This window comes from Streptacidiphilus jiangxiensis (assembly GCF_900109465.1).
Lineage (GTDB): Bacteria > Actinomycetota > Actinomycetes > Streptomycetales > Streptomycetaceae > Streptacidiphilus > Streptacidiphilus jiangxiensis.
The window spans coordinates 250,336-270,399 of the sequence record NZ_FOAZ01000009.1; the positions used below are offsets into that span (position 1 = coordinate 250,336).

Annotated in this window: 19 protein-coding genes, 1 pseudogene and 1 riboswitch; of the genes and pseudogenes, 14 read left to right on the top strand and 6 right to left on the bottom strand. The window is 72.0% G+C overall.

The genetic code is table 11. The features are described from left to right. Window positions 1-77: 77 nt before the first annotated feature. The 4 genes from BMY61_RS19375 (at window position 78) to BMY61_RS19390 (ending at window position 2,563) form a co-directional block, all read left to right on the top strand. Window positions 78-257 (top strand): hypothetical protein, encoded by a 180-nt coding sequence (locus tag BMY61_RS19375; RefSeq protein ID WP_042445572.1) that lies wholly within the window; start codon window positions 78-80, stop codon window positions 255-257. Between the two features lie 94 nt (window positions 258-351). Next, a complete protein-coding gene (locus BMY61_RS19380) occupies window positions 352-1,503 on the top strand; it encodes a glycosyltransferase family protein (protein WP_042445574.1) in 1,152 nt (383 codons plus the stop codon). A 78-nt stretch (window positions 1,504-1,581) separates the two neighbouring features. Then, window positions 1,582-2,211 (top strand): DUF3887 domain-containing protein, encoded by a 630-nt coding sequence (locus tag BMY61_RS19385; RefSeq protein WP_042445577.1) that lies wholly within the window; start codon window positions 1,582-1,584, stop codon window positions 2,209-2,211. A gap of 19 nt (window positions 2,212-2,230) precedes the next feature. Next, window positions 2,231-2,563, top strand: a complete 333-nt coding sequence (locus BMY61_RS19390) for a PH domain-containing protein (RefSeq protein ID WP_042445579.1) — start codon at window positions 2,231-2,233, stop codon at window positions 2,561-2,563. Between the two features lie 72 nt (window positions 2,564-2,635). Here BMY61_RS19390 and BMY61_RS19395 read toward each other — a convergent pair whose 3' ends face one another. Next, window positions 2,636-3,061 carry a nuclear transport factor 2 family protein gene (locus BMY61_RS19395; RefSeq protein WP_042445581.1) on the bottom strand — a complete coding sequence of 142 codons (426 nt, stop codon included), beginning with the start codon at window positions 3,059-3,061 and terminating at the stop codon, window positions 2,636-2,638. A 74-nt stretch (window positions 3,062-3,135) separates the two neighbouring features. Continuing rightward, window positions 3,136-4,401: an ATP-binding protein gene (locus tag BMY61_RS19400; protein WP_042445582.1), complete on the bottom strand. Its 1,266-nt coding sequence runs from the start codon at window positions 4,399-4,401 to the stop codon at window positions 3,136-3,138. Window positions 4,402-4,917: 516 nt separating this feature from the next. Here BMY61_RS19400 and BMY61_RS19405 point away from each other — a divergent pair. The 3 genes from BMY61_RS19405 to BMY61_RS46305 all read left to right on the top strand — a co-directional run bounded on the left by BMY61_RS19405 (window position 4,918) and on the right by BMY61_RS46305 (window position 9,672). Then, window positions 4,918-6,720, top strand: coding sequence for a CocE/NonD family hydrolase (locus BMY61_RS19405; RefSeq protein ID WP_042445585.1), 1,803 nt, complete (start codon window positions 4,918-4,920; stop codon window positions 6,718-6,720). A 492-nt stretch (window positions 6,721-7,212) separates the two neighbouring features. After that, entirely contained in the window at window positions 7,213-9,303 is a 2,091-nt protein-coding gene (locus tag BMY61_RS19410; protein WP_042445588.1) for a SpoIIE family protein phosphatase, read from the top strand. 69 nt (window positions 9,304-9,372) lie between these two features. Next, window positions 9,373-9,483, top strand: a riboswitch (SAM riboswitch). Window positions 9,484-9,531: 48 nt separating this feature from the next. Further along, a complete protein-coding gene (locus BMY61_RS46305) occupies window positions 9,532-9,672 on the top strand; it encodes a putative leader peptide (protein ID WP_161791229.1) in 141 nt (46 codons plus the stop codon). A 90-nt stretch (window positions 9,673-9,762) separates the two neighbouring features. Here the strand turns inward: BMY61_RS46305 and BMY61_RS47735 are convergent, their stop codons facing one another. Further along, window positions 9,763-9,933: a hypothetical protein gene (locus BMY61_RS47735; RefSeq protein WP_236655963.1), complete on the bottom strand. Its 171-nt coding sequence runs from the start codon at window positions 9,931-9,933 to the stop codon at window positions 9,763-9,765. Window positions 9,934-10,099: 166 nt separating this feature from the next. On the opposite strand from BMY61_RS47735, the gene BMY61_RS19415 reads away from it, so the two are divergent. From BMY61_RS19415 to BMY61_RS19425, 3 genes are all read left to right on the top strand, one after another. Further along, complete coding sequence (locus BMY61_RS19415; protein ID WP_425314696.1) at window positions 10,100-10,933, top strand: amino acid ABC transporter permease; 834 nt, start codon at window positions 10,100-10,102, stop codon at window positions 10,931-10,933. Between the two features lie 53 nt (window positions 10,934-10,986). Continuing rightward, complete coding sequence (locus BMY61_RS19420; RefSeq protein ID WP_082014918.1) at window positions 10,987-12,015, top strand: transporter substrate-binding domain-containing protein; 1,029 nt, start codon at window positions 10,987-10,989, stop codon at window positions 12,013-12,015. A gap of 133 nt (window positions 12,016-12,148) precedes the next feature. Next, window positions 12,149-12,742 carry a hypothetical protein gene (locus BMY61_RS19425; protein WP_042445591.1) on the top strand — a complete coding sequence of 198 codons (594 nt, stop codon included), beginning with the start codon at window positions 12,149-12,151 and terminating at the stop codon, window positions 12,740-12,742. Between the two features lie 440 nt (window positions 12,743-13,182). On the opposite strand, the gene BMY61_RS19430 is transcribed toward BMY61_RS19425, so the two are convergent. Next, the gene (locus tag BMY61_RS19430) at window positions 13,183-13,839 is read right to left on the bottom strand and encodes a TetR/AcrR family transcriptional regulator (protein ID WP_052438557.1); all 657 of its coding nucleotides are present in this window, start codon (window positions 13,837-13,839) and stop codon (window positions 13,183-13,185) included. An 88-nt stretch (window positions 13,840-13,927) separates the two neighbouring features. Between BMY61_RS19430 and BMY61_RS19435 the strand changes: the two genes are divergently transcribed. The 3 genes and pseudogenes from BMY61_RS19435 to BMY61_RS19450 all read left to right on the top strand — a co-directional run. Further along, on the top strand, window positions 13,928-16,201 hold the full coding sequence (locus BMY61_RS19435; RefSeq protein ID WP_042445593.1) for an arylsulfatase: 2,274 nt from the start codon (window positions 13,928-13,930) through the stop codon (window positions 16,199-16,201). 835 nt (window positions 16,202-17,036) lie between these two features. Then, complete coding sequence (locus BMY61_RS19445) at window positions 17,037-17,609, top strand: HPP family protein (RefSeq protein WP_042445597.1); 573 nt, start codon at window positions 17,037-17,039, stop codon at window positions 17,607-17,609. Between the two features lie 78 nt (window positions 17,610-17,687). Then, window positions 17,688-18,143: pseudogene (locus BMY61_RS19450) on the top strand (NHL repeat-containing protein); the annotation flags it as partial. Here BMY61_RS19450 and BMY61_RS19455 read toward each other — a convergent pair. Further along, entirely contained in the window at window positions 18,131-18,802 is a 672-nt protein-coding gene (locus BMY61_RS19455) for a class I SAM-dependent methyltransferase (RefSeq protein WP_042445850.1), read from the bottom strand. The pseudogene BMY61_RS19450 and the gene BMY61_RS19455 overlap by 13 nt on opposite strands. 181 nt (window positions 18,803-18,983) lie before the next feature. Here BMY61_RS19455 and BMY61_RS19460 point away from each other — a divergent pair, with 181 nt between their 5' ends. Beyond that, the gene (locus BMY61_RS19460; protein WP_042445599.1) at window positions 18,984-19,496 is read left to right on the top strand and encodes a hypothetical protein; all 513 of its coding nucleotides are present in this window, start codon (window positions 18,984-18,986) and stop codon (window positions 19,494-19,496) included. Between the two features lie 46 nt (window positions 19,497-19,542). Here BMY61_RS19460 and BMY61_RS19465 read toward each other — a convergent pair whose 3' ends face one another. Then, a complete protein-coding gene (locus BMY61_RS19465; protein ID WP_042445600.1) occupies window positions 19,543-20,058 on the bottom strand; it encodes a GNAT family N-acetyltransferase in 516 nt (171 codons plus the stop codon). Window positions 20,059-20,064: the final 6 nt, after the last annotated feature.

The window sequence follows — 20,064 nt, forward strand, 5'->3', positions numbered from 1 at the left end:
TGGCAGGCCGCCCGCAGCCCGCCGAACTCATCGCCGATTGACTGCGTGACCGCGGGATCGACTGGTTCCCGTTCGCGGTGGAGGACGTCAGGATCGACCTGATGCGCGGCCAGGGGCCGGACGGCAAGCCGAACTGCACCGTGGTCGTCCGCCTGCGTGCGGACGCACTCCGGCGCCTCGGGCTCCATCCGGACCAGCCGACGTCCGTTCCGGCCGATCCGTTGCCACCGAAGTGGTGGGGGCTGCGAGCCCGCTGAGGCGTCGGGCTGAGCCGCCGGCGGGGAGGGCGCCGCGGCCACGGTCGGACCCCCCGGCGCGCGGATCGCCCACCTGCTGCTTAGCGTCGAAGACATGACCCCTCTCCCCGTCGACGTGGCGGCGGAACGACCGGGGTGGGTGCGGCTCGGCTCGCGCCTGGGCGGTCGGGGCGCCGCCTGGGCGGTGGGCGGCTACGCGCTCGTGCGGGTGGTGTCGGTGGCCGCGCTGTGGCTCTGGGGCCGCGCGGAGCACCGGACGCTCGGCTTCCTGCTCGGCAGCGCCTGGGACTCGGCCTGGTACGTCGGCATCGTCGAGCACGGCTACGACAGCGGTGCCGCGCTCTTCTCGAACATGGCCTTCTTTCCGCTCTTCCCCTTCACCGCACGCGGCCTGACGCTGGTCACGCCGCTGGGCCCGGCCGCCGGGGCCGTCGCGACCGCCTGGATCGCGGGCGGCCTCGCCGCGTGGGGGCTGTACGCGGTGGGGAACCTTCTCCACGACCGGCGCACCGGCATCGTGCTCGCCGTGCTGTGGGGTGTCATCCCGCACGCCGTCACCGAATCGATGGCCTACAGCGAGAGCCTCTTCACCGCCCTCGCGGCGTGGACGCTCTATGCCGTCCTCGCGGAGCGCTGGCTCACGGCCGGAGCGCTGTGCGTGCTCGCCGGGCTGACGCGTCCCAGCGCCACCGCGCTCTTCCCGGTGGTCTGCCTGGCCGCCCTCGTGGCGATCGTCCGGCGGCGCGCCGGCTGGCGGGCGTGGGTGGCGCTGCTGACGGCCCCGCTCGGTTGGGCCGGATACCTGCTCTGGGTCGGCCATCGGATGCACCGGCTCGACGGCTGGTTCCACATCGAGAAGGCGGGGTGGGGTTCCTCCTTCGACGGCGGCCACTACACCCTGCACACGGCCCACACCGTCCTCGCCACCGCGGTGCCGCTCGACCTCTCCCTGGTCACCCTCGTCCTCGCGCTGGCGGTCCTGCTGCTCGTGCTGGCCGCGCTGGACCGGCAGCCGTGGCCGTTGCTGCTCTACAGCGCGCTGCTGCTCGCCCTGGCCGTGGGCGGCACCGGCTACTACAACGCCAAGGCCCGGTTCCTCGTCGCCGCCTTCCCCCTGCTCCTGAAGCCCGCGACGGCCCTGGCCCATGCGCGGGCGAGCACCGCGGTGGCGGTACTGGGTTTCCTCACCGCCGTCTCCGCCTACCTCGGCGGCTATCTGCTGCTGGTGTGGAACCACTCCCCGTGAGGCGCCCCGGGCCTGTCCGTGGAGGACTCCTGTAAAGGTATCCTTGACGCACATCCCGCGTAAAGGCATCCTTGACACATGCCCGATGCTGCGCAGCCACTGACCTCCCTGAGCGGCTCGCTCGCCGACCAGGCCCGCGCCCTCGCGCGCGCCCTGGCCAACCCGGTGGAGCCACCCGCCTACCTCGACCTGGTCCGGCGCGCCCAGGACATCGACAGCCTGGCCGAGCAGGTGCTGAAGCTGTGCGTGCAGCAGAGCCGCGACGCCGGGCACACCTGGCAGGAGCTCGGGGACCTGCTCGGCGTCACCCGTCAGGCCGCCTTCCAGCGGTTCGGCAAACCCATCGATCCTCGGACGGGAGCACCCATGGACAAGACCGTGCGGATGACCGACGCCGCGGAACGCGCGATCGCGCTCGTCTCCGCCGTGCTGGACGGGCGGATGGAGGAGGCCAGACGGTCCTTCAACGCCCAGGTCCTGGCGGCCTTCACGGACGAGGTGCGCGCTGACGGCCTGGCCACGGTGACGGGCCTGGTCGGCGCGTACGAGGGCTTCGACGACGGAGACCCCTTCGTGCGCCGGATCGGGGACCACACGGTCGTCGACGTCCCGCTGCGCTTCGAGGCCGGCGAGATGAAGGCCCGCGTCGCCTTCGACACGGACGAGAAGGTCGCGGGGATCTTCATTCTCACCCCGGACGCCCCATGAGCACGCCAAGGAGAGGAACATGAGCAACACGGACCCGACGAGCTACGACGACGGGGCGATCCGCTGCGACGGAGAGGGCGTCAGCATCCGGTGCTACTACCCCTGGGGCGCGAAGCGGATCGCCTACGCCTCCATCCGGGGCGTCGAGACGCTGTCCCTGACCGGTGCGAACAAGGTGCGCCGGTGGCGGATCTGGGGATCGGGGGATTTCGTCCACTGGTGGAACCTCGACACCCGACGGCCGTCGAAGACCGCCGCGCTGGTGCTCGACGTCGGCGGGCGAGTGCGGCCCACCATCACCCCTGACGACCCGCCGGCCGTCGCCCGCATCCTCACCGACCGGATCGGTTGACCTCCCGGCTCGTGGCTCGCGGCGTGCGGCTCCCTGCTCGCGGCTTCCGGCTCCCTGCCTGCGGCTCCTGGGTCAGGCGTCCGGCTGCGGGCTCCCGGCTGCGAGCTGTCGGTCGCCGAGCGCGCGGGCGAGGGGGAGGGTGTCGGAGGTCTGCCGCAGGCGGGTGATCCGGCCGCCCGCCAGGGTGAAGAAGTGGGCGAAGCGCGAGGTGACCGCCGCGCCCGCGGCCGTCACGCCGGTGTAGCGGCCGAGGACGATCACCTGGTCGCCGTCCTCGTAGAACTCCTCGCCCACGCAGCCGAACTCCCGGAAGTCGGCCAGGAACCCGAAGAAGTCGCCGAGGATCGAGTCGAGGCCCTGGTAGACGCCGCCCTTCGGGAAACCCTCGGTGACGTCCCACTGGGCGTCCTCGGCGACGACCGAGCGGATGATGCCGACGTCGCCGCGGGCGGCGTAGAAGCGGCGGACGACATCGATCTGCGGGGAGGAGCGGTACATGGCGGCCCTTCACCTCGTTGATGTGTTCACGAGGATGATGCCCGACGCAGCCTCACGGGGAACCCGGCGCGCGGTCAGAGCCGGGCGTGGGAGCCGATGTCCGCGCGGAAGGCCTCGACCATCGCAGCCGTCACGGTCGGGCGGCCCGCCTCGATCGCCGCGAGGTAGTCCGCGGTGGTCGCGCCCGGCACCGCGTCGTCGCGCTCGAACGCGGCCTGCGCGGCCAGACGTGCGGCGTGTTCGATGTCGGCCGGCGAGAAGCGCTCGCTCGCGGCCACCAGCCCGGCGACGTCCACGTCACCCCGCCCCGAGGGCAGCGCGAAGCGTGACCAGATCGCGGCGCGGGCCTCGGCGTCGGGCGTGCCGATCGGGATGACGTAGTCGAAGCGCCCCGTGCGCAGGAACGCCGGATCCAGCGAGCGCACCGAGTTGGTCGCGCAGACCAGCAGTCGACCGTCGCGCTCCCGGAAGCCCGGGATCAGCTTGAGCAGCTCGTTGGTCACCCCGTGCACAGGGCTCATGTCGCCGCCCTCGCCGCGCACCGGGGCAATCTCCTCGACCTCGTCGATGAAGACCAGCACCTGCTCCAGCTCCCCGATCCGCGCGAACGCCTCGCGCAGCGCCGCGGCCAGGTTCCCCTCGTCGGCGAGCCGGGAGGGCAGCAGTTCGACGAACGGCCAGCCGAGCCGCGAGGCCACCGCGCGGGCGAAGGTGGTCTTGCCCGTCCCGGGCGGGCCGAACAGGGTGATCGCGCGCGGCGGCCGCACCCCGTGTCGTGCCGCCCGCTCCGGCTCGGCGAGCGGGAGCACGACGCGCCGCTCGATCAGCTGCTTCTCGGCCGTCATGCCGGCCACCTGGTCCCACAGGTCGCTGCTCAGCACGCGTCCGCCGAGCTCCTCCAGCGAGCCCGCGGCGGAGCCGGCGGCCGGCTCGGTCTTCTCGAAGTACGCGGCGGCGGGGCGTCGTTCGTAGCCGGCGTTGCGCAGGCCCTCGCCGAGCAGCTCCTCCTCGGGGAGCACGTAGGCGATGCGCCGCACCCGCGCCTCCACGAGCCGCCGCTCCAACTCCCGCAGCAGCGCGCTCGCCAGTCCCCGTCCCCGCCATGCGGGCGCGATCGCCACCCGCATCACCCACGCCCGCTCGCCTGCGACCTGCGCGAGCGCCGCGCCGATCGGCGCGCCGTCGTGCACGGCGACGACGGCGGGCTGGCGGGCCGTCAACGCGGTGATGCACTCGGCGAGCGAGAAGACGGACTCCTGGCCGAGCTCGGCGGTGCTGTCGATCAGATGGACGACGGCGGCCAGGTCGTCCTCGCGGTAGTCGTGGATCAGCCAGTTCACGTGCACGCCTCTCGGGTCGCCTGCGGATCGGATCGGTCTGGTTCCCGCTCTGTACTGCGGTTCAGTTCCGGCTTTTCGATCCGGTTCCGAATCCGGTTCCGCTTTCCGTTCCGGTTCCGGCGAACCTAAGGGGCCCGGCCGAGGCGCGTCCCCTGCCACTTCGTACGGCCTGGACCGCCTGGCCCGTACGCGGTGGTGCTTTGCGCGGGACGGCCGCTCGTGCTGTTGCGCTTCCTGGATCCGCCGCCCAGCGACTGTCAGCGCCGCCACCCTAAGCGGCTACGACAGGGCCCCCAGGCGGCGGCTTAGCGCACGCAAGGCTGCGACGGACACGAACGATGTCATGTTCACCCCTTTTGATGAACATGACAATCCGTCGGTTTCCCTGCGCCCGCATTGATCAGGATGACTCTCGGTGCTCGAACCGTTCCTGCCCCCGGGCGGGGCGGTCCCGCGCCGCTGCCTCCGAGACTCAGCCCTCGGGATCCCGCATTCGTGACCGAAAAGGGTGCTCGCATGACTGCTGCCGGTGGAGAGCCGATTCCGTCGATCACCGACGCGACGCTCACCGACATCGCCACCAACGGCATCTGGGGCCCCGGCCCCACCGTCAACCAGGCCGCCGTCGACACCGCCAGGGCGCTGCTGGCGGTCCTGCAGGGTGAGACGGGCGTGACGCTCCCGGCCGAGCTGTCGAAGCTGGTGGCCGACGTCCGCCAGCGCGCCTCGATCGGCCTCCCGCGGATCGTCGCCCACGACGGGGTCCGCCTGTCTGCCTTCTCCATCAAGCTCAACGCCTCGGATCCGCGTCCCGCCGTGATCGTGCCCGCCGGCTGGAGCCCCTACGGCTGGCTCCCGTTCATGTACGCCTACCTCACCCTGGCGCTGCGGGGCTACCACGTGCTGGCCTACACCCCGCGCGGGCTCGGCGATCCGGCGCTGCCCTCCACGTCCGAGGGCTTCATCGACGTCGCCGGGCCCCACGACTGGGCGGACGGGTCGACGGTGCTCGACTACGCGACGGAGATGTTCGAGCCGACGGCGATCGGTCTGCTCGGCGAGTCGTACGGCTCCGGGATCAGCCAGCTGGTCGCCGCGCACGACCCCGCCAACCGGGTCCAGGCCGTCGTCGCGCTGAGCACCTGGGGCAACCTGGCGACCAGCCTGTACGACAACGGCACCCGGCACCTGGAGGCCGTCAAGGCCCTGACCGCCTTCACCGGCGGCGACCGGGACGACCTGGCGGACAAGTTCGACGACGCGACCCGGCAGATCCTCGCCGACTTCGCGAAGGGCGAGAACCTCGACGAGGTAGTGGCCTGGGGCACCGAACGGTCCCCGGAAGCCTACGCGGACCTCACCAACGCGCGGGGGATCCCGACCTTCTTCTCCGGCACCTGGCACGAGAGCCTTTTCCCGCCCGGCCAGTTGATCGACACCTTCGCCAAGCTGACTGTGCCGAAGCGGCTGAACATGTGGATCGGCGACCACGGCGCCCCCGAAGGCCCCGGCCTTGCCGGGCTGCTGACCGGGCTGCCGTTCCCCGGCCTGCTCACACCGATGCGGGAGGCCTACGACTGGCTCGACCAACACCTGCTCGGCAAGGCCGTGCCGGAGCGGGAGCCGGTGAGCAACCAGGTCATGTTCACCTACCGGACCGCCCCGGTCCCCGGCGGCGGCAACCGCATCACCACTCCGGCCCGCCGCGAGCAGCAGCCGGATTGGTATGGCGGCAGCAGCGAGAGGTGGTACCCCACCGCTACCGGAGCCGACGGCGACGGCGCGCTGTCGACGGAGCCGACCAGCGGCTGGGCCCGGGACTTCTTCGCCGGTGAGCTGACCGAGGCCACCGCGATGGACGCCATCCTGCAAACCGGACAGAAGGAATGGTTCGGCAACCCGAAGACCTACGAGGCCGCCAAGTTCGACCGGACGAAGCTGCTGGTCTGGTCGACCGACCCGCTGACCGGCCCGGACGGTGTGGCACGTCGAATCCGCGGTGCCGCGACGCTGCAGCTCACCGTCCGCAGCACGAAGAACGCCACGACCCTGGTGGCCTACCTGTTCGACCTCGCCCCCGACGGCACCGCCCGCATCGTCACCCACGAGCCCTGCACCGTCTCCGACCTGGACCCCGGCAAGGACCGGACCGTCAACTGGCGCCTCCAGCCCACCGCCTACGACCTGCCCGACGGCCACCGCCTGGCCCTGGTCGTCAACAGCTGCGACAAGCTGTACTCCACGGCCAGCAAGGACAGCACCACCACTGTCACCGCGCCGACCGACAACGCGGCCACCCTGGACCTGCCGCTCCTCTGACCGCGGTAGGTGCGCGGACACTGCTGCGCCGGAGCGGGTCGACGCTGTGACGCGTCGACCGGCTCCGGCGTCCTTCCGCTCCGGCGTCGTTTCGCTCCGGCGGCGTTCTGGGTGGCCGGGCCGACTGGCGGTCATGCCCGGCGCGGCACCGTCGGCCGTCGAGCGCTCGGCCCGCCGACCCAACCGCCCGCTCGCCAACTGAAGCACTCGGTCACAAAGGCCCCGCGCCCGCATGGCGGCCCGCCCGTCGCCGCCGGTTAGGCCACTTGTTCGATCCCGGTGCTTGTGCAGCCCAACCGATGTGGGGGCTGCTCATGCCCGATGACCTGCAGCGATGCGGCCAGGTGCCATCGCCGCGGGCATCCGGGACGAAACCGGCGCGACCGGAGCGCTCCTACCCACTGGCGCGTTCGTCGCGTCGCGAGACGATAGGGGGGTGATTCCCGGGCACCGGGGAGCACAGGCGCACCCCGGGCGGAGGGAGGTGGCCGGATGACTGCCGCTGAGACGCGCTGGCCGGGACCGCAGGGCGATCCCTCGCGCGAGCCAGGCGGGCTGCTCGACGTGCTGGGCGTGGCCGCGGTCGTGCTGGACGCCGAGGGCCGGATCGTCCTGTGGAGCCCGCAGGCGGAGGAGCTGTTCGGCTACACCGCCCCCGAGGCCCTGGGCCGGCCCGCTGCGAAGGTGCTGGTCGACGAGGAGCACGTGGCCTGGGTGCTGTCCTGGTTCGCGCGGGTCATGTCCGGCGGCGGCGCCTGGGCCGGAGTCTTCCCGGTCCGCCACAAGGACGGCTACCAGCGGCTGACCGAGTTCCGCAACATGCGCCTCGAGGACGGCCGTGGGGGCCACTACGCGCTGTTGCTGGCCACCGACCAGGCGACCCTGCGCGGTCTCGAACGCGACCTGGCCCTGTCGCTGCGGCTGGTCGAGCAGTCGCCGATCGGTCTCGCCGCCGTCGGCACCGACCTGCGCTACATCCTCGTCAACCCGGCGCTGGAGCGGATCAACGGCATCCCGGCCGCCCAGCAGATCGGCCGCACCGTCCGCGAGGCGCTCCCCTTCGTGGACGCCGAGGCGATCGAGACGGCCATGCGCACCGTCCTGGCCACCGGCACCCCGCTCCTCGACCAGTTCACCAGCGGCCGGACCGAGGCGGACCCCAACAACGAACATGCGTGGTCGGTCTCCTACTACCGCCTGGACGCCCCCGGCGGCCGCGTCGTCGGGGCCGCCACCTCGATCGTCGACATCACCGAGCAGCACCGCTCGGCCCTCGCCGCGGCGGCGGCCCGCCGCCGGCTCACCGCCATCGCCGACGCCTCGGAACGGATCGGCACCACCCTGGATCTCGACGTCACCGCCCGCGAGCTGGCCGACATGCTGGTTCCGGAGTTCGCCGACTTCGCCGCCGTGGACGTGCTCGACTCCGTCCTCAACAACAGCTCCGCCCCCGCGTCCCGCGACGGCAGCCCCGCCCTGTTCCGGGCCCTCGCGGTCAAGACCGCGTACGCCACGCCCCTGGTCGACGCGGCCGACCCGGTCGGCGAGATCGCCCGTTACGACGCCACCCGGCTGGTCACCCGCAGCGTCCGCAGCGGACGGGCACTGCTCGTCGCCCACGTCACCGACGCCGACCTGCCCCGGATCGCCCGCGACGAGGCCGCAGCGGAACTGCTCAAGCAGGCCCGGACCCACTCCTACATGGCCATGCCGCTGCGCGCCCGCGGCCAAGTCCTCGGCGCGCTGGACCTGATCCGCGCCCGCAACCCGCTCCCGTTCACCGAGGACGACGTCGTGCTCGCGACCGAGCTCGCCGCGCGCGCGGCGGTCTGCATCGACAACGCCCGCTGGTACCAGCGCCAACGCCACGCCGCGCTCGCCCTGCAGCGTCATCTGTTGCCCGTCCGCCCGCCGCAGCCGCCCGGCCTGGAGGTCGCCTACCGCTACCAGCCCGCCGGCGGCACGTCCGAGGTCGGCGGCGACTGGTTCGACGTCATCACCCTGGCGGGGGAGAAGACAGCGCTGGTCGTCGGCGACGTCATGGGCAGCGGCATCAACGCCGCCGCCGCGATGGGCCAACTGCGCACCGCCGCCCGCACCCTGGCCCGGCTGGACCTGGAGCCCGCCGCCGTGCTCACCCACCTCGACGGCATCGCCGCCGACCTCGACGAGACCATCGCCACCTGCGTCTACGCCGTCTACGACCCGCACCGCAGCAGCTGCCGCATCGCCACCGCCGGCCACCTGCCCCCGGTCCACACCCGCCCCGGTCACGCGCCACGCCTGCTCGACCTGCCCACCGGGACACCCCTCGGGGTCGGCGGCACCACCTTCGAGGACGTCCTGCTGGAGCTGGGCGAGGACGACGAACTGCTCCTCTACACCGACGGACTGGTTGAGACCCGCGACCACGCCATCGACACCCGCCTGCGCGCCCTCACCGACCTGCTGAACCGCGAGCGGCCCTCGTTGGAGGACACCTGCGACCTCCTCCTGGACGCCCTCCATCACCACGACGGCAGCGACGACGTCGCCCTGCTCATCGCCCGCGCCCACCCGCGCACCGCCTCGCGCGACGACTGACCGCCCGGCGCGGCCCCGTCCTGCGGTGCGCCATTGTCCAAACGGCGCCGAGAGGTTAGCGTGAGCCTTGGTCAAGAGCGTCAGCGTGCAGCCCTGGCTTGCTGACCGGCAACCCTCCGCTGCGGTGGGGTGCTCCAGGTGACGACCGGACAGGACGACGGCGTCCTGTAAGCGCGAGGCCCAGGCTCCAGGCCACAGCCGGCCCCCGAGGACCGTGAGGAGATCCCCATGGCGCAGACCCGTTGCTCAGGCAGCGCCTGCTCCGTGCTGTGGACCCGCGCGTTCTTCCGCCTCAGCGCCGCCCGCCGGCACGTCGACCTGCTGCGGGTGAGCAGCGCCCTCTGTTCGAGCGCCGTCGTCGTCGCCTGACGACACGTCGCCTTTTCCTCCTGCGTCACCCTTTCCCCTTCGCCACCCTTTCACCACCGTCGCGCCGCGCACCGCCTCGCCGTCGGGCCCTCACGCCTGCGCTGCGGCGCGGTGACGCGTGCCTGCCCGGGATGGACACCCCACCACGATGAGCGTCTCCGACACGTCCGCATCCTCATCCGCACCCACGTCCACGTCCACGTCCACGGCCGCATCCTCATCCGCACCGACATCCACGGCCGCGTCCGCGTCCACGGCCACGTGTGCCTCCAGATCCGTATCCCTGTCGGACTCTCCCGGTTCCGGCGCGGCTCGCCCGCCGGAGGAGCGACCTGTTGCCGACCGGATCGTTCCCCGGCGGCGTCCCGGGCGATGGGCCACCGCGCTGGTCCTGCTCGTCCTCCTGGCCATGCTCGGCCACACCGTCGTGACCAACCCCCGCTTCCAATGGGCCACCGTCGGCGCCTACTTCCTGGACGGCGAGATCCTGCACGGCCTGGAACTGACGCTCTGGCTCACGGCGGCGGTCATGGCCACCGGCTACGTCCTTGGCATCGCGGTCGCGGCGATGCGGCTGTCGGGCAATCCTGTCCTGTCCGGGCTCAGCTTCGGCTTCGTCTGGCTGATGCGCTCCGTCCCGCCGCTGGTGCAGCTGCTCTTCTGGTATGAACTCGCCTCGCTGTATCCGCAGTTGTCGCTCGGCGTCCCGTTCGGCCACGCGTTCGTCACCGTTCGGACCGCCCATCTGTTCAGCGGTCTCCTCGCCGCCTACGTGGGGTTGAGCCTGGACGTGGCGGCGTTCTCCTCGGAGATCGTCCGGGGCGGGCTCCTCTCCGTCGACCGCGGCCAGACCGAGGCCGCCAAGGCGCTCGGGCTCGGCCGCCTGTGGACCTTCGGCAGGATCGTGCTGCCGCAGGCGATGCCCGCGATCGTGCCGGCCTCCGGCAACCTGCTGATCGGCATGCTGAAGGCGACATCCATCGTCAGTGTCATCGCGGTGCAGGACCTGCTCTACTCCGCCCAGTTGATCTACAACCAGAACTTCCAGGTCATCCCGCTGCTGCTGGTTGCCACCCTCTGGTACGTCCTCCTCACCACGCTGCTCTCGATCGGCCAGTACGCCGTCGAGCGCCACTTCGCGCGCGGCAGTCGGCGGCATCCCGGCCGCGGCTTCCGGGACGTGCTCCGCGGCAACGCGCCGCTGCTGGGCCGTTCGCTGCGCGGCCGTTCGCTGCGCGACCAGCCGGCGGGACTGTCATGACGCGCCCGAACCTCTCGGTCCCTGACCCGCGACCCACCTCGAAAGGAAACCTCATGCCGACCGGCCACCACCCGCGTGCAGCCTCCCGTTCCCGCGTCCCAGGGAAGTCGGCCGCACGCGCCGCGACCGGCTGCCTGATCGCGCTCGCGCTCGGGCTCGGGCTCCTCACCGGCTGCGCCTCCGGCACCGCCGCCACCGCCACGGGCGTCGCCGCGGCAGGGGGAGGGACGTCGTCGTCGGGCTCGTCCACGCAGACGGCGATCCCCACCGAGGACGTCGTCTCCTCCGTGCACACGGACGCCGCCCTGAACGCCGAACTGCCCGCGGCGATCCGTACCCGCGGCACCCTCGTCCTCGGCACCAGCCGCGCGACCGGCACCTCCGGACTGCCCCACGCCGGCCAGACCCCCGACGGCAGGACCGTCGGCCTGGACGTCGACCTGCGCGACGCGGTCGCCAAGGTGCTGGGCGTCCGCTGGGACATCCAGTACGGGACCTTCCCGACGGTCATCCCGGGCGTCCAGAACGGCAGGTTCGACGTCGGGCAGGACAACTTCGGCGTCACCAGGGCCCGCGAGCAGGTGGTCGACTTCGCGACCTACCTCGACGACGGTCAGTCCTTCCTCGGCTCCCGAACGCTCACGACCGACAAGGTGAACACCCTCACCGACCTGTGCGGCTACACCGTCGCGACCAGCCCCGGATCGACCTTCCAGCAGATCCTGACCGCCGGGGCCTCGCGTTGCGCCGCCGCCGGAAGGAGCCCGTACCACGTGCAGTACTTCACCGACACCGCGCCGATCTTCCTCGGCCTGGCGAACGGAAAGGTGGACATCTACTTCGGCCCGACGCTCAGCCTCACCTACGACGCACGGCACCTGCCGGGTACGAAGTACCTCGGCCAGATCAGCACCACCCCGGTCGGCTTCGTCACCGCGAAGAACTCGCCCCTCGCCAAGGCCCTCGGCGACGCGGTCAATCAGCTGATCGCCGACGGTGCCTATGCCAGGATCTTCGCCAAGTGGGGCGTGCCCGGCACCGCCCTCAGCACCTCCCTGGTCGACCCTCCGGCGGCGTTCTGACGAGCGCCGGGGCCCGCCCATCCGGCTCACCGGTGGGCGGGCCGTTCACCGACAAGGGTGGATCCACCTCGCGCAGGCCGCGACCCGGGCGTCTAATCGAAGACGTTGCGACCACGACCGTGAGGATCCACCCATGCGCACCGTCCGCCCGTTGGCCCCGATCCTCCCGTTGGTGGGCGTTCTGGCGCTCGGTGTCAGCGCCTGCAGCTCCTCGGCGAACAACAACTTCTCGGGCAGTACGGTGAGCACCCTGAGCGCCGGCCCGGCCACCGGTGCCTCGGGCGTCGGGCCGTCCTCGCTCCAGTCCCTCGCCTCGGCCGGCGCGGCCTCGGCCGCGTCCGCATCCGCGTCGAACCAGGCCCGGGCCTCGGCGTTCGCCTCCTCGGCGGCCGCACAGTCGGCCAAGGACTCGGCGCTCTACCACTCCGAACTCGCGAAGGTCAGCGGACGCGGCAATGCCGTCGCGGAGGTCAGCGCCGCCGGCATCAACAAGGCGCAGACGGGCGGTCTGCACGCCGCCCTGGTGACGATCACCAACCACAGCGGCGCCACTGCGTCCTACGCGGTCCAGATCGACTTCGTGGACACAGCGGGCCACGTGGTGGACACGGACGTCGTCGGCACGCGCGACCTCGCCGCGGGCGCGACGACCACCCCCGTCGCCTTCAGCGCCAAGGACGAGGCGCTCAGCCTGGCGCCGGTGGTCGCGAAGGCCCAGCGGTTCTGAGGTCCCACCGTCGAGCGGCAACCGAGGCGGCCCGGCACTCGGCGAACCTCAGGACGGCCGCCCAGCCGTCGTCCGCGGACGTGTCCGGTGCCGTCCCGTCGCCTCGGGTCGAGTTCAGGGGCCGGAGCAGGTCGCGTTCCATGACACAGCTTCCGAGAGCGGTTTCCCCCTGCCCTGGCGTCGGCAGGTGCGGCATCCGCTCGCGTGCGTCAGGCACATGGTGGCCATGGGACGGCTCTCCGTGGCCCGGCGGGCGACCGGGGTGGGCGATGTGAGTGACTCGTCCGGCGACGCAACCGGATTCAACCGGATTCGACCGGATGCCTTGGGGCGGTTGCTCCCGGTGGACGAGACTGGGCACATACCAACCGAGTGAACGAGCTGCCGCGGCCGACCTTCCACGGGGGAGGGGGTCGGCCGTCGGCATGCACGTGTGCCGTTCAGGCCGGCGACTGCGGCGCGGTCAGCAGCCCCGTGACGGCGTCGATCAGCGCCAGCGTGCAGGCCCCGGGATCGGCGAAGGTCGCGGCTCCGGTGTCCTGCCGCTCCCGCTTCTCCTGCCGCTCCTCCGCATCCGCGCACGACTGCTCCAGGTCGGCGAGTGCGGAGATGATCAGCCGGCCGGCCCAGCGTGCCCGGGCCGAGGCATGGTCCGGCTTCAGGTTCGGCAGGCGGGTCGCGACGACGCGTGCGACGGCGAAGGACTGGTCGAAGCCTCCGAGCTCGGCGAAGGCCCGTACGTCGTGACCGGTGTGGGCGAAGAGGCGCTGGAGGAAGCGCACGTAGTGGCTGCCCGGTCGGCAGGCCTGCTCGGCGAGCGGACGCACCAAGGCCTCGACCAGCATGCGGACCTCCACGCCCTGACCGGCCGTCGGCTCGGCCTCCGCGAGCAGCGCGGCGCGGCGGGCGTCGATCGTCTCCAGGCGGGTGCGGAGGACCTCTCGGATCAGGGTCGTCCTGTCGCCGAAGTGGTAGTGCGCGGCAGCGGTGTTGCGTTGGCCGGCTGCGGCACTGATCTGGCGCAGGGAGACCTCGGCGATGCCGTGACGGGCGAACAGTTCCTCCGCTGCGAGGAGCAGTTGGGCACGGGTGGTCATGGCATCAGATTAAAGCGCATGCTTTACTGCGCCCTGGGCGGATCCCTGCCGTCGCCGCGCGCCGCACCTTTCCCGCCGAAGGAGTGCCATGCCCGTCCCGTCCTCCGCACCGCGCGACCTCACCGCCGCCGTCCGCTCCTACCCGAGCGACCCGCGCGCCCGCGCCGACGCCCCGGACGTGGTCGTGATCGTCCTCGACGACCTCGGCTTCGCCCAGACCGGCGCCTTCGGGTCGGACATAGCGACCCCGCACATCGACTCCCTCGCCGCCGACGGCCTGCGCTTCAACCGCTTCCACGTGACCGCCATGTGCTCACCCACCCGGGCGAGCCTGCTCACGGGCCGCAACCACCACGCCGTGGGCATGGGATTCCTTGTCGACCTGCCGCTCGCCTTCCCCGGCTACAACGCCCGTATCCCCGCGTCAGCGGCCACCCTGCCGCGGATCCTGCGCGACGCCGGATACTCGACGCTCGCCGTCGGCAAGTGGCATCTGACCCCACGGTGGGAACGGTCGGCCGCAGGCCCCTTCACACGATGGCCGCTCGGGTACGGCTTCGAGCGGTTCTACGGCTTCCTCCAGGGCGACGCCAACCACTGGGCGCCGCAACTGGTCCGCGACAACCACTACACCGAGCCCCCGCGCGGACCCGAGGAGGGCTACCACCTCAGCGAGGATCTGGTCGACACCGCCCGGCGGATGATCCTCGACCAGACCCAGGCCGCTCCGGGCAAGCCGTTCTTCCTCTACCTTCCCTTCGGCGCGATGCACTCGCCGCACCACGTCGCCCACGAGTGGGTCGAGCCCTACCGTGGCCGCTTCGACCAGGGCTGGGAACGCTGGCGCGAACAGGTCTTCGCCCGCCAACTCGGCTCCGGCGTCGTGCCCCAGGGCACCGCACTGTCGCCCCGCCCGCCGTGGATCCCGGACTGGGAGACGCTCCCTGCCGACGAGCGGCGCCTCTTCGCCCGCATGCAGGAGGTCTACGCCGGGTTCCTCACCCACACCGACGCGCAGATCGGCCGCCTGCTGGACTTCCTGCGCGGTATCGGACGGCTCGACAACACCTTGGTGCTCTTCCTGTCCGACAACGGGGCGAGTGCTGAGGGCGGCCAGCTCGGCACCACCAACGAGCACCGCTTCTCCTCCCGGATGGAGGACACCACCGAGCGGAACCTCGCCCACCTCGACCAGTGGGGAGGCCCCGAGACCTACCCCCATTACGCCTGGGGCTGGGCCTGGGCCGGCAACACCCCCCTGCGGCTGTGGAAGCGCTACACCTGGCTGGGCGGCACCAGGGCACCGCTGATCGCCCACTGGCCCCGTGGCATCGCCGCTCGCGGCGAGATCCGGGACCAGCTCACGCACGTCTCGGACCTCATGCCCACCATCCTCGACGCCTGTGGCGTCGCCGTCCCGGGTGTGGTCGACGGAGTGCCCCAACACCCGCTCGACGGCCGCAGTCTGCTCCCGGCCTTCGCCGACGCCGGCGCCCCGCACACCCACGCCACCCAGTACTTCGAGATGCTCGGCTCGCGCTCGATCATCCACGACGGCTGGAAGGCCACCACCGACCACGTCTCCCAGGGGGTCCAGGACGAGGAACGCCTCCTGCTCGGCAGTCGCGACTTCGCGACCGACCAATGGTCGCTCTTCCGCCTGGACGAGGATTTCGCCGAGGCGCGCGACGTATCGGAAGAACACCCGGAGATCGTGGCCGAGTTGGAGCAGAGGTGGTTCGACGAGGCCGACCGCAACCAGGTCCTGCCGCTGGACGACACGCTGCAGAACCGCGTCGCCGCGATGTTGATGCCCCCGTACGGGATCCCCGGTCGCGTCGTCTACCGCCCCGGAGGCGGGCCCGTCCACGACGAGTCGCTGCCGCTGCTCTTCGGCGGCTTCACCCTCAGTGTCGACGTCACCGTCCCGCAGCGCGGCGCCGACGGCGTGCTGTGCGCGCTCGGTGACCACAACGGCGGGTTCGTGCTGCACCTGAGCGGGGGCCGCCCCGCCTTCGCCTGCTCCCGAGCCGGAGACGTGGACCGCGTTGCCGCGCCCGACCCACTGCCGCCCGGGCGGACCACGGTCGCGGTCCGGTACGACGCCAAGGCCCTGACCTTCACCCTGCTCCGCGACGGGCGCCCGATCGCGCAGACCCCGCTCGGCGGGGACTTCCCGGTGGCCTTTCAGCACGGCGGCACCGGCCTGTGCGTCGGCCGCGACCGCGGGCTACCCGTGGAGGACTCCTACCGTCCGCCCCACCCGTTCACCGGCGAGATCCACCAGCTGGTCATCGACACGCTTCCCGCGCCCGCTCCGACCCTCGCGGACGAAGTCCGCACCGCCCTGCACAGCGACTGACGACACGGACCGAGGCAGGACATGCAGGCACTGGTCGGCTTTCCTACCGGCCCTGCGGCGCGGTGGCAGTGGGCTGGGGTGGGTTGACGTGTTGTGGTGGCAGTGGGGTTCAGGGCAGCGGGCCCACGGGGCGGGGGCGCCGGCTACGTGGCGGCGCTCGTGGCCAGCGTGGTGGCGAGGGCCGTCGCGGAGACGAGGACCAGCAGCGCCAGTGCGCCCGGCCGCAGGACCAGTGCGCGCAGGCTCCGACGCGCTCCCATGCGGGTGGCCCGCCATGCATGGGCCAGGACGGCGGCCCGGTCCCCCCGTGTCTCGGAGAATGCCTGGCCCGTCTGGTCGGACGTGGGTCGTGCTGCCTCGTCTTCCACGCCGCCTCCGTTCGTTCGTGGGGTTTCGACCTGCGGCTACCCCGTGATGCGGATTCGAACCGCCTGGATGCCCGGTGTCGTGAAGTGTGGTCCCGCCGGCGGTCGGGCCGCGACCTGGAGGTGGTGTGGGTGTTGTGTCGGACCTGTGAACCGGTGCGCGTCCGTCGCCGGTGGCGCTCGCCCCGCGCACACGATGGAGGTGGCGGGTTCGCACTCCCACGGATGTCCGTGCGGGCCCGTTCGGGCTCCGCCGTTCGACTCGCCTCTTCTCGGCGGAGCCCGACCGAGTCGCCTGCGGCTACCCCCCCCCGGCCGCAGGCCCGCGAGGGGTGCGGTGGCGGAACAAGCGGAGCCATCGCACCCCCCGCCTTGCGCCATGAGGTTTGCCTCTCTGGCAAAAGTGTTGTCACGCCCTCTGGGGGTCTGTCTATGGTGGAACGGTCCTGCCCCGCCTGCCCGGAGCCCGCATGCCACCGCCCCCCGTCGTGAGCCCGCCTCTTACCAGCCCGCCCCGTACCAGCCCGCCTCGTCCGAGCCCGCCCCCGTCGCGAACGTACCGTCGTCCGGCCGGTCCGAGGCCGTCGTTGCACGCCCTCCGTGCCGCCGTGTTCGCCGCAGGTGCCCTGTCCCTGCTGGTCGGGATCGGCGTGGTGCTGCACCAGCCGCTGTTGATCCCGCCGCTGGCCGCGAGCGCGGCCCTGGTGCACGGCGCTCCCGCCCTGCCCATCTCCCAGCCGCGGAACCTGATCGGAGGACAGTTCCTCTCCGCCCTCATCGGGTTCGGCGTGCTGGCTCTGACCGGCGGCAGCGCCTGGGGCGCCGCCCTCGCTGCCGGCCTCGCGCTCGGAGCGATGCTGTTCTTCGGGCTCTCGCACTCACCGGCCGCCGCCACTGCGGTCCTCGTGGTGCTGCAGGCTCCTCCTGCCCTGCCCTTCCTTGCCCTGCTCCTCCTCGGCACCGTGTTGCTGGTGGCCGTCGGGCTGCTGCCCTCGCGGATCGGCCGGCACCCCGTCCGGTATCCCGTGCCTCGGGAAGTCTGAACGTACCGCCGGCACCACCAGGAGCGGATCAACCGAACGGTTGATCCCGGCATCGACCAATGGGGCGTGTCGACCGCCGGTTCCTGGCGCAAACCGCACTATCTCGCTGTACGACCCTCGGACGGGGCCCTCATCCTCCCCTTCGAAGGCACCCGGCTGGCCGTCGTCGACCCGGTCGACGGCCGCACCACGGTCGAGCCGATGACGGCCCGAACCCACCAGCACGGAGTCACCATCGGCAACGACGGCACGCTCTACGTCGTCGGTACCGGCCCGGTCGACCCAGGAACCGAGGCCGGCCCGTCCCTGACCATCCGCCGCCCTGACGGCCACGAGTGGGTGATTCCCCTGCAAGGCCCCCACGAGAACGTCACCATCGCCCCGGACGGCCGCACCGCCTACGTCACCGGCGGATACACCCGCGACGGCTACTGGGACGGCATCAGCGTCGTCGACCTCGGTTCCGGATCCGTCGCCCGTCTACCGGTCGGCCATCGCCCCCTGGGCGCGGTGGCGCTCCCTCATGGGGCGTAGGCCCGTCCCATCGTCGTCCCGACCCAGCCGGGTTCCCGCCCCGGGAGGGTGACCACCTCCACGTCCACGAAGCCGTGCCGCTCGAGCGTCTCCGTCCACTGCCGGTTGCTGAGCATCCATCGGACAATCGCCAGCTTCTCTCCCCGGTACCCGTTGCCGTACTTGATCTGCGGGCCGAAACACGGAGCGAGCGGCTCCACCTGTGCGAAGGCGAACAGGCCCCCGGGCCGGAGCCGGGGGAGGACCAGCGGGAGCAGCACCCGGGGATCGATGAAGAATGCCGCACCCCAGTTCGAGAAGACGCAGTCCCAGTGTTGATCGGTCCTGTCGAGGTAGGCGAGGACATCTGCCTCCACCAGGGTCACGTTGGGCTCGTCTCCCCACCATTCGCGGGCCCGCTCCATCTGGTGCGACGAGAAGTCCACGCAGGTGACCTCGACGCCGGTCCGGGCCAGGGCCACCCCGGCGACGCAGGAGGCGGAGCCGATCTCCAGCGCGGTCTTCGGGCGGCCGAGGAACTCCGCACCGGGCCCGTGGAACGGGTACTGCGTCCAGCGCATCCGGGACGCGTCCGGGACCCCGCCGGAGCCCTCGCCGGCCGAGGGCCAGAAGGTGTCCCAGTACTCTGCGGCGGTTCGGTGTTGCGGCTGCTCAGGCATCGGGCCTCCGGTCCGCTGGTGGGTCATGCCGTCTCCGGTCAGCCCAGCGTCGCAGAACTGCCCTGCTCGGACGAGAGTTTGGGGACCACGGCACCCTGGGGCGGCACCGTGCGGAGAACGGCGAGCCGGAACGAGTCCGCCCCGCATGACGGGCGGCCCCGTCGCACGGTAGAACCCGGGCATGACCGTTTTCTACTGCGCCGCCTGCGCGGCCACGCTCACCGGCGACCTGGTGGGGCTGGCCGACGTCCCCGAGGTCGGTGTCGACGACGTGGAGCGGGACCGCGACAAGAAGACCGGACAGGCCCGCTCCACGGTTCCCCGTGGGTACTTCGCCATCGATCGCGAGCCATGGGGCGCCCCCTTCATCGCGGTCGGCACGTCCAACCGGCCCGCTCGAGGTACGGGCCGCGAACTGCTGCGGACCGGCACCGGAGGCACCGTTTCCGCAGGCCGGCGCGACAGCATCGTGGTCCACCCGGACGACGTCCTGCCTCGTCTCGAACCGTTCACGAGCGGCGACAACTGGGCCGGCTGCTGCGGCCCCACCGGTGCGCACGGGCCCAACCTGGCCTGCGGATGCGGCTCTCGGCTGGCCACCTGGGCCGCCGACTGCATCGGCCCCAACGAACTCCACCTCGACCCGGTGCGCACCTATGCCTGGCACCAGGACGGGCCGGTCGAGCGCACGTGACCGGCCGTCCGGTCCGGGCCGGTCGCGAGAGCGGCGGAGCCGTCGCTCAGGACAGGCGGAGCTGCATGAGCGTCAGGTCGAGCCAGCGGCCGAACTTCGTGCCGACCTCCGGCAGGGTGCCGGCGTGGCGGAAACCGAACCGTTCGTGCAGGCGGATGGAGGCGGCGTTCTCCGCCTCGATCCCGGCGACCATGACGTGGTGGCCGGCCGAGCGCGCGGCATCGATGAGAGCGGTGAGCAACGCCGAGCCGATGCCGAGTCCGTGGTGACCGTCGCGGACGTAGACCGAGTTCTCAACGGTGTGGCGGTAACCGTCCAGCGCCCGCCAGGGGCCGTAGCAGGCGAATCCGGCAACCCCACCCTCCTCGTCCGCGCCACCCACCTCGGCCACCAGAGCCGAACCGCGGTCGAGGTGGGTGGCCAGCCAGGCGGCACCCTCCTCGGGCGACTGCGGGGTCTGCGTCCAGAGGGCCGTCGAGTGCTCGATCGCGTGATTGCGGATCGTCCGTATGGCCTCGCCGTCAGCGGGCCGGGCGGCGCGCACCGTCACGGTCACCGTCATCTCGGG

Bases quoted from the DNA above. Each gene is read 5' to 3' on its own strand.
- BMY61_RS19380 (WP_042445574.1), top strand. From the start codon at position 352: ATGACCCCTCTCCCCGTCGACGTGGCGGCGGAACGACCGGGGTGGGTG.
- BMY61_RS19395 (WP_042445581.1), bottom strand. From the start codon at position 3,061: ATGTACCGCTCCTCCCCGCAGATCGATGTCGTCCGCCGCTTCTACGCC.
- BMY61_RS19410 (WP_042445588.1), top strand. From the start codon at position 7,213: ATGACTGCCGCTGAGACGCGCTGGCCGGGACCGCAGGGCGATCCCTCG.
- BMY61_RS19420 (WP_082014918.1), top strand. From the start codon at position 10,987: ATGCCGACCGGCCACCACCCGCGTGCAGCCTCCCGTTCCCGCGTCCCA.
- BMY61_RS19425 (WP_042445591.1), top strand. From the start codon at position 12,149: ATGCGCACCGTCCGCCCGTTGGCCCCGATCCTCCCGTTGGTGGGCGTT.
- BMY61_RS19385 (WP_042445577.1), top strand. From the start codon at position 1,582: ATGCCCGATGCTGCGCAGCCACTGACCTCCCTGAGCGGCTCGCTCGCC.
- BMY61_RS19460 (WP_042445599.1), top strand. From the start codon at position 18,984: ATGACCGTTTTCTACTGCGCCGCCTGCGCGGCCACGCTCACCGGCGAC.
- BMY61_RS46305 (WP_161791229.1), top strand. From the start codon at position 9,532: ATGGCGCAGACCCGTTGCTCAGGCAGCGCCTGCTCCGTGCTGTGGACC.
- BMY61_RS19430 (WP_052438557.1), bottom strand. From the start codon at position 13,839: ATGACCACCCGTGCCCAACTGCTCCTCGCAGCGGAGGAACTGTTCGCC.
- BMY61_RS19445 (WP_042445597.1), top strand. From the start codon at position 17,037: ATGCCACCGCCCCCCGTCGTGAGCCCGCCTCTTACCAGCCCGCCCCGT.
- BMY61_RS19455 (WP_042445850.1), bottom strand. From the start codon at position 18,802: ATGCCTGAGCAGCCGCAACACCGAACCGCCGCAGAGTACTGGGACACC.
- BMY61_RS19390 (WP_042445579.1), top strand. From the start codon at position 2,231: ATGAGCAACACGGACCCGACGAGCTACGACGACGGGGCGATCCGCTGC.
- BMY61_RS19465 (WP_042445600.1), bottom strand. From the start codon at position 20,058: ATGACGGTGACCGTGACGGTGCGCGCCGCCCGGCCCGCTGACGGCGAG.
- BMY61_RS19405 (WP_042445585.1), top strand. From the start codon at position 4,918: ATGACTGCTGCCGGTGGAGAGCCGATTCCGTCGATCACCGACGCGACG.
- BMY61_RS19435 (WP_042445593.1), top strand. From the start codon at position 13,928: ATGCCCGTCCCGTCCTCCGCACCGCGCGACCTCACCGCCGCCGTCCGC.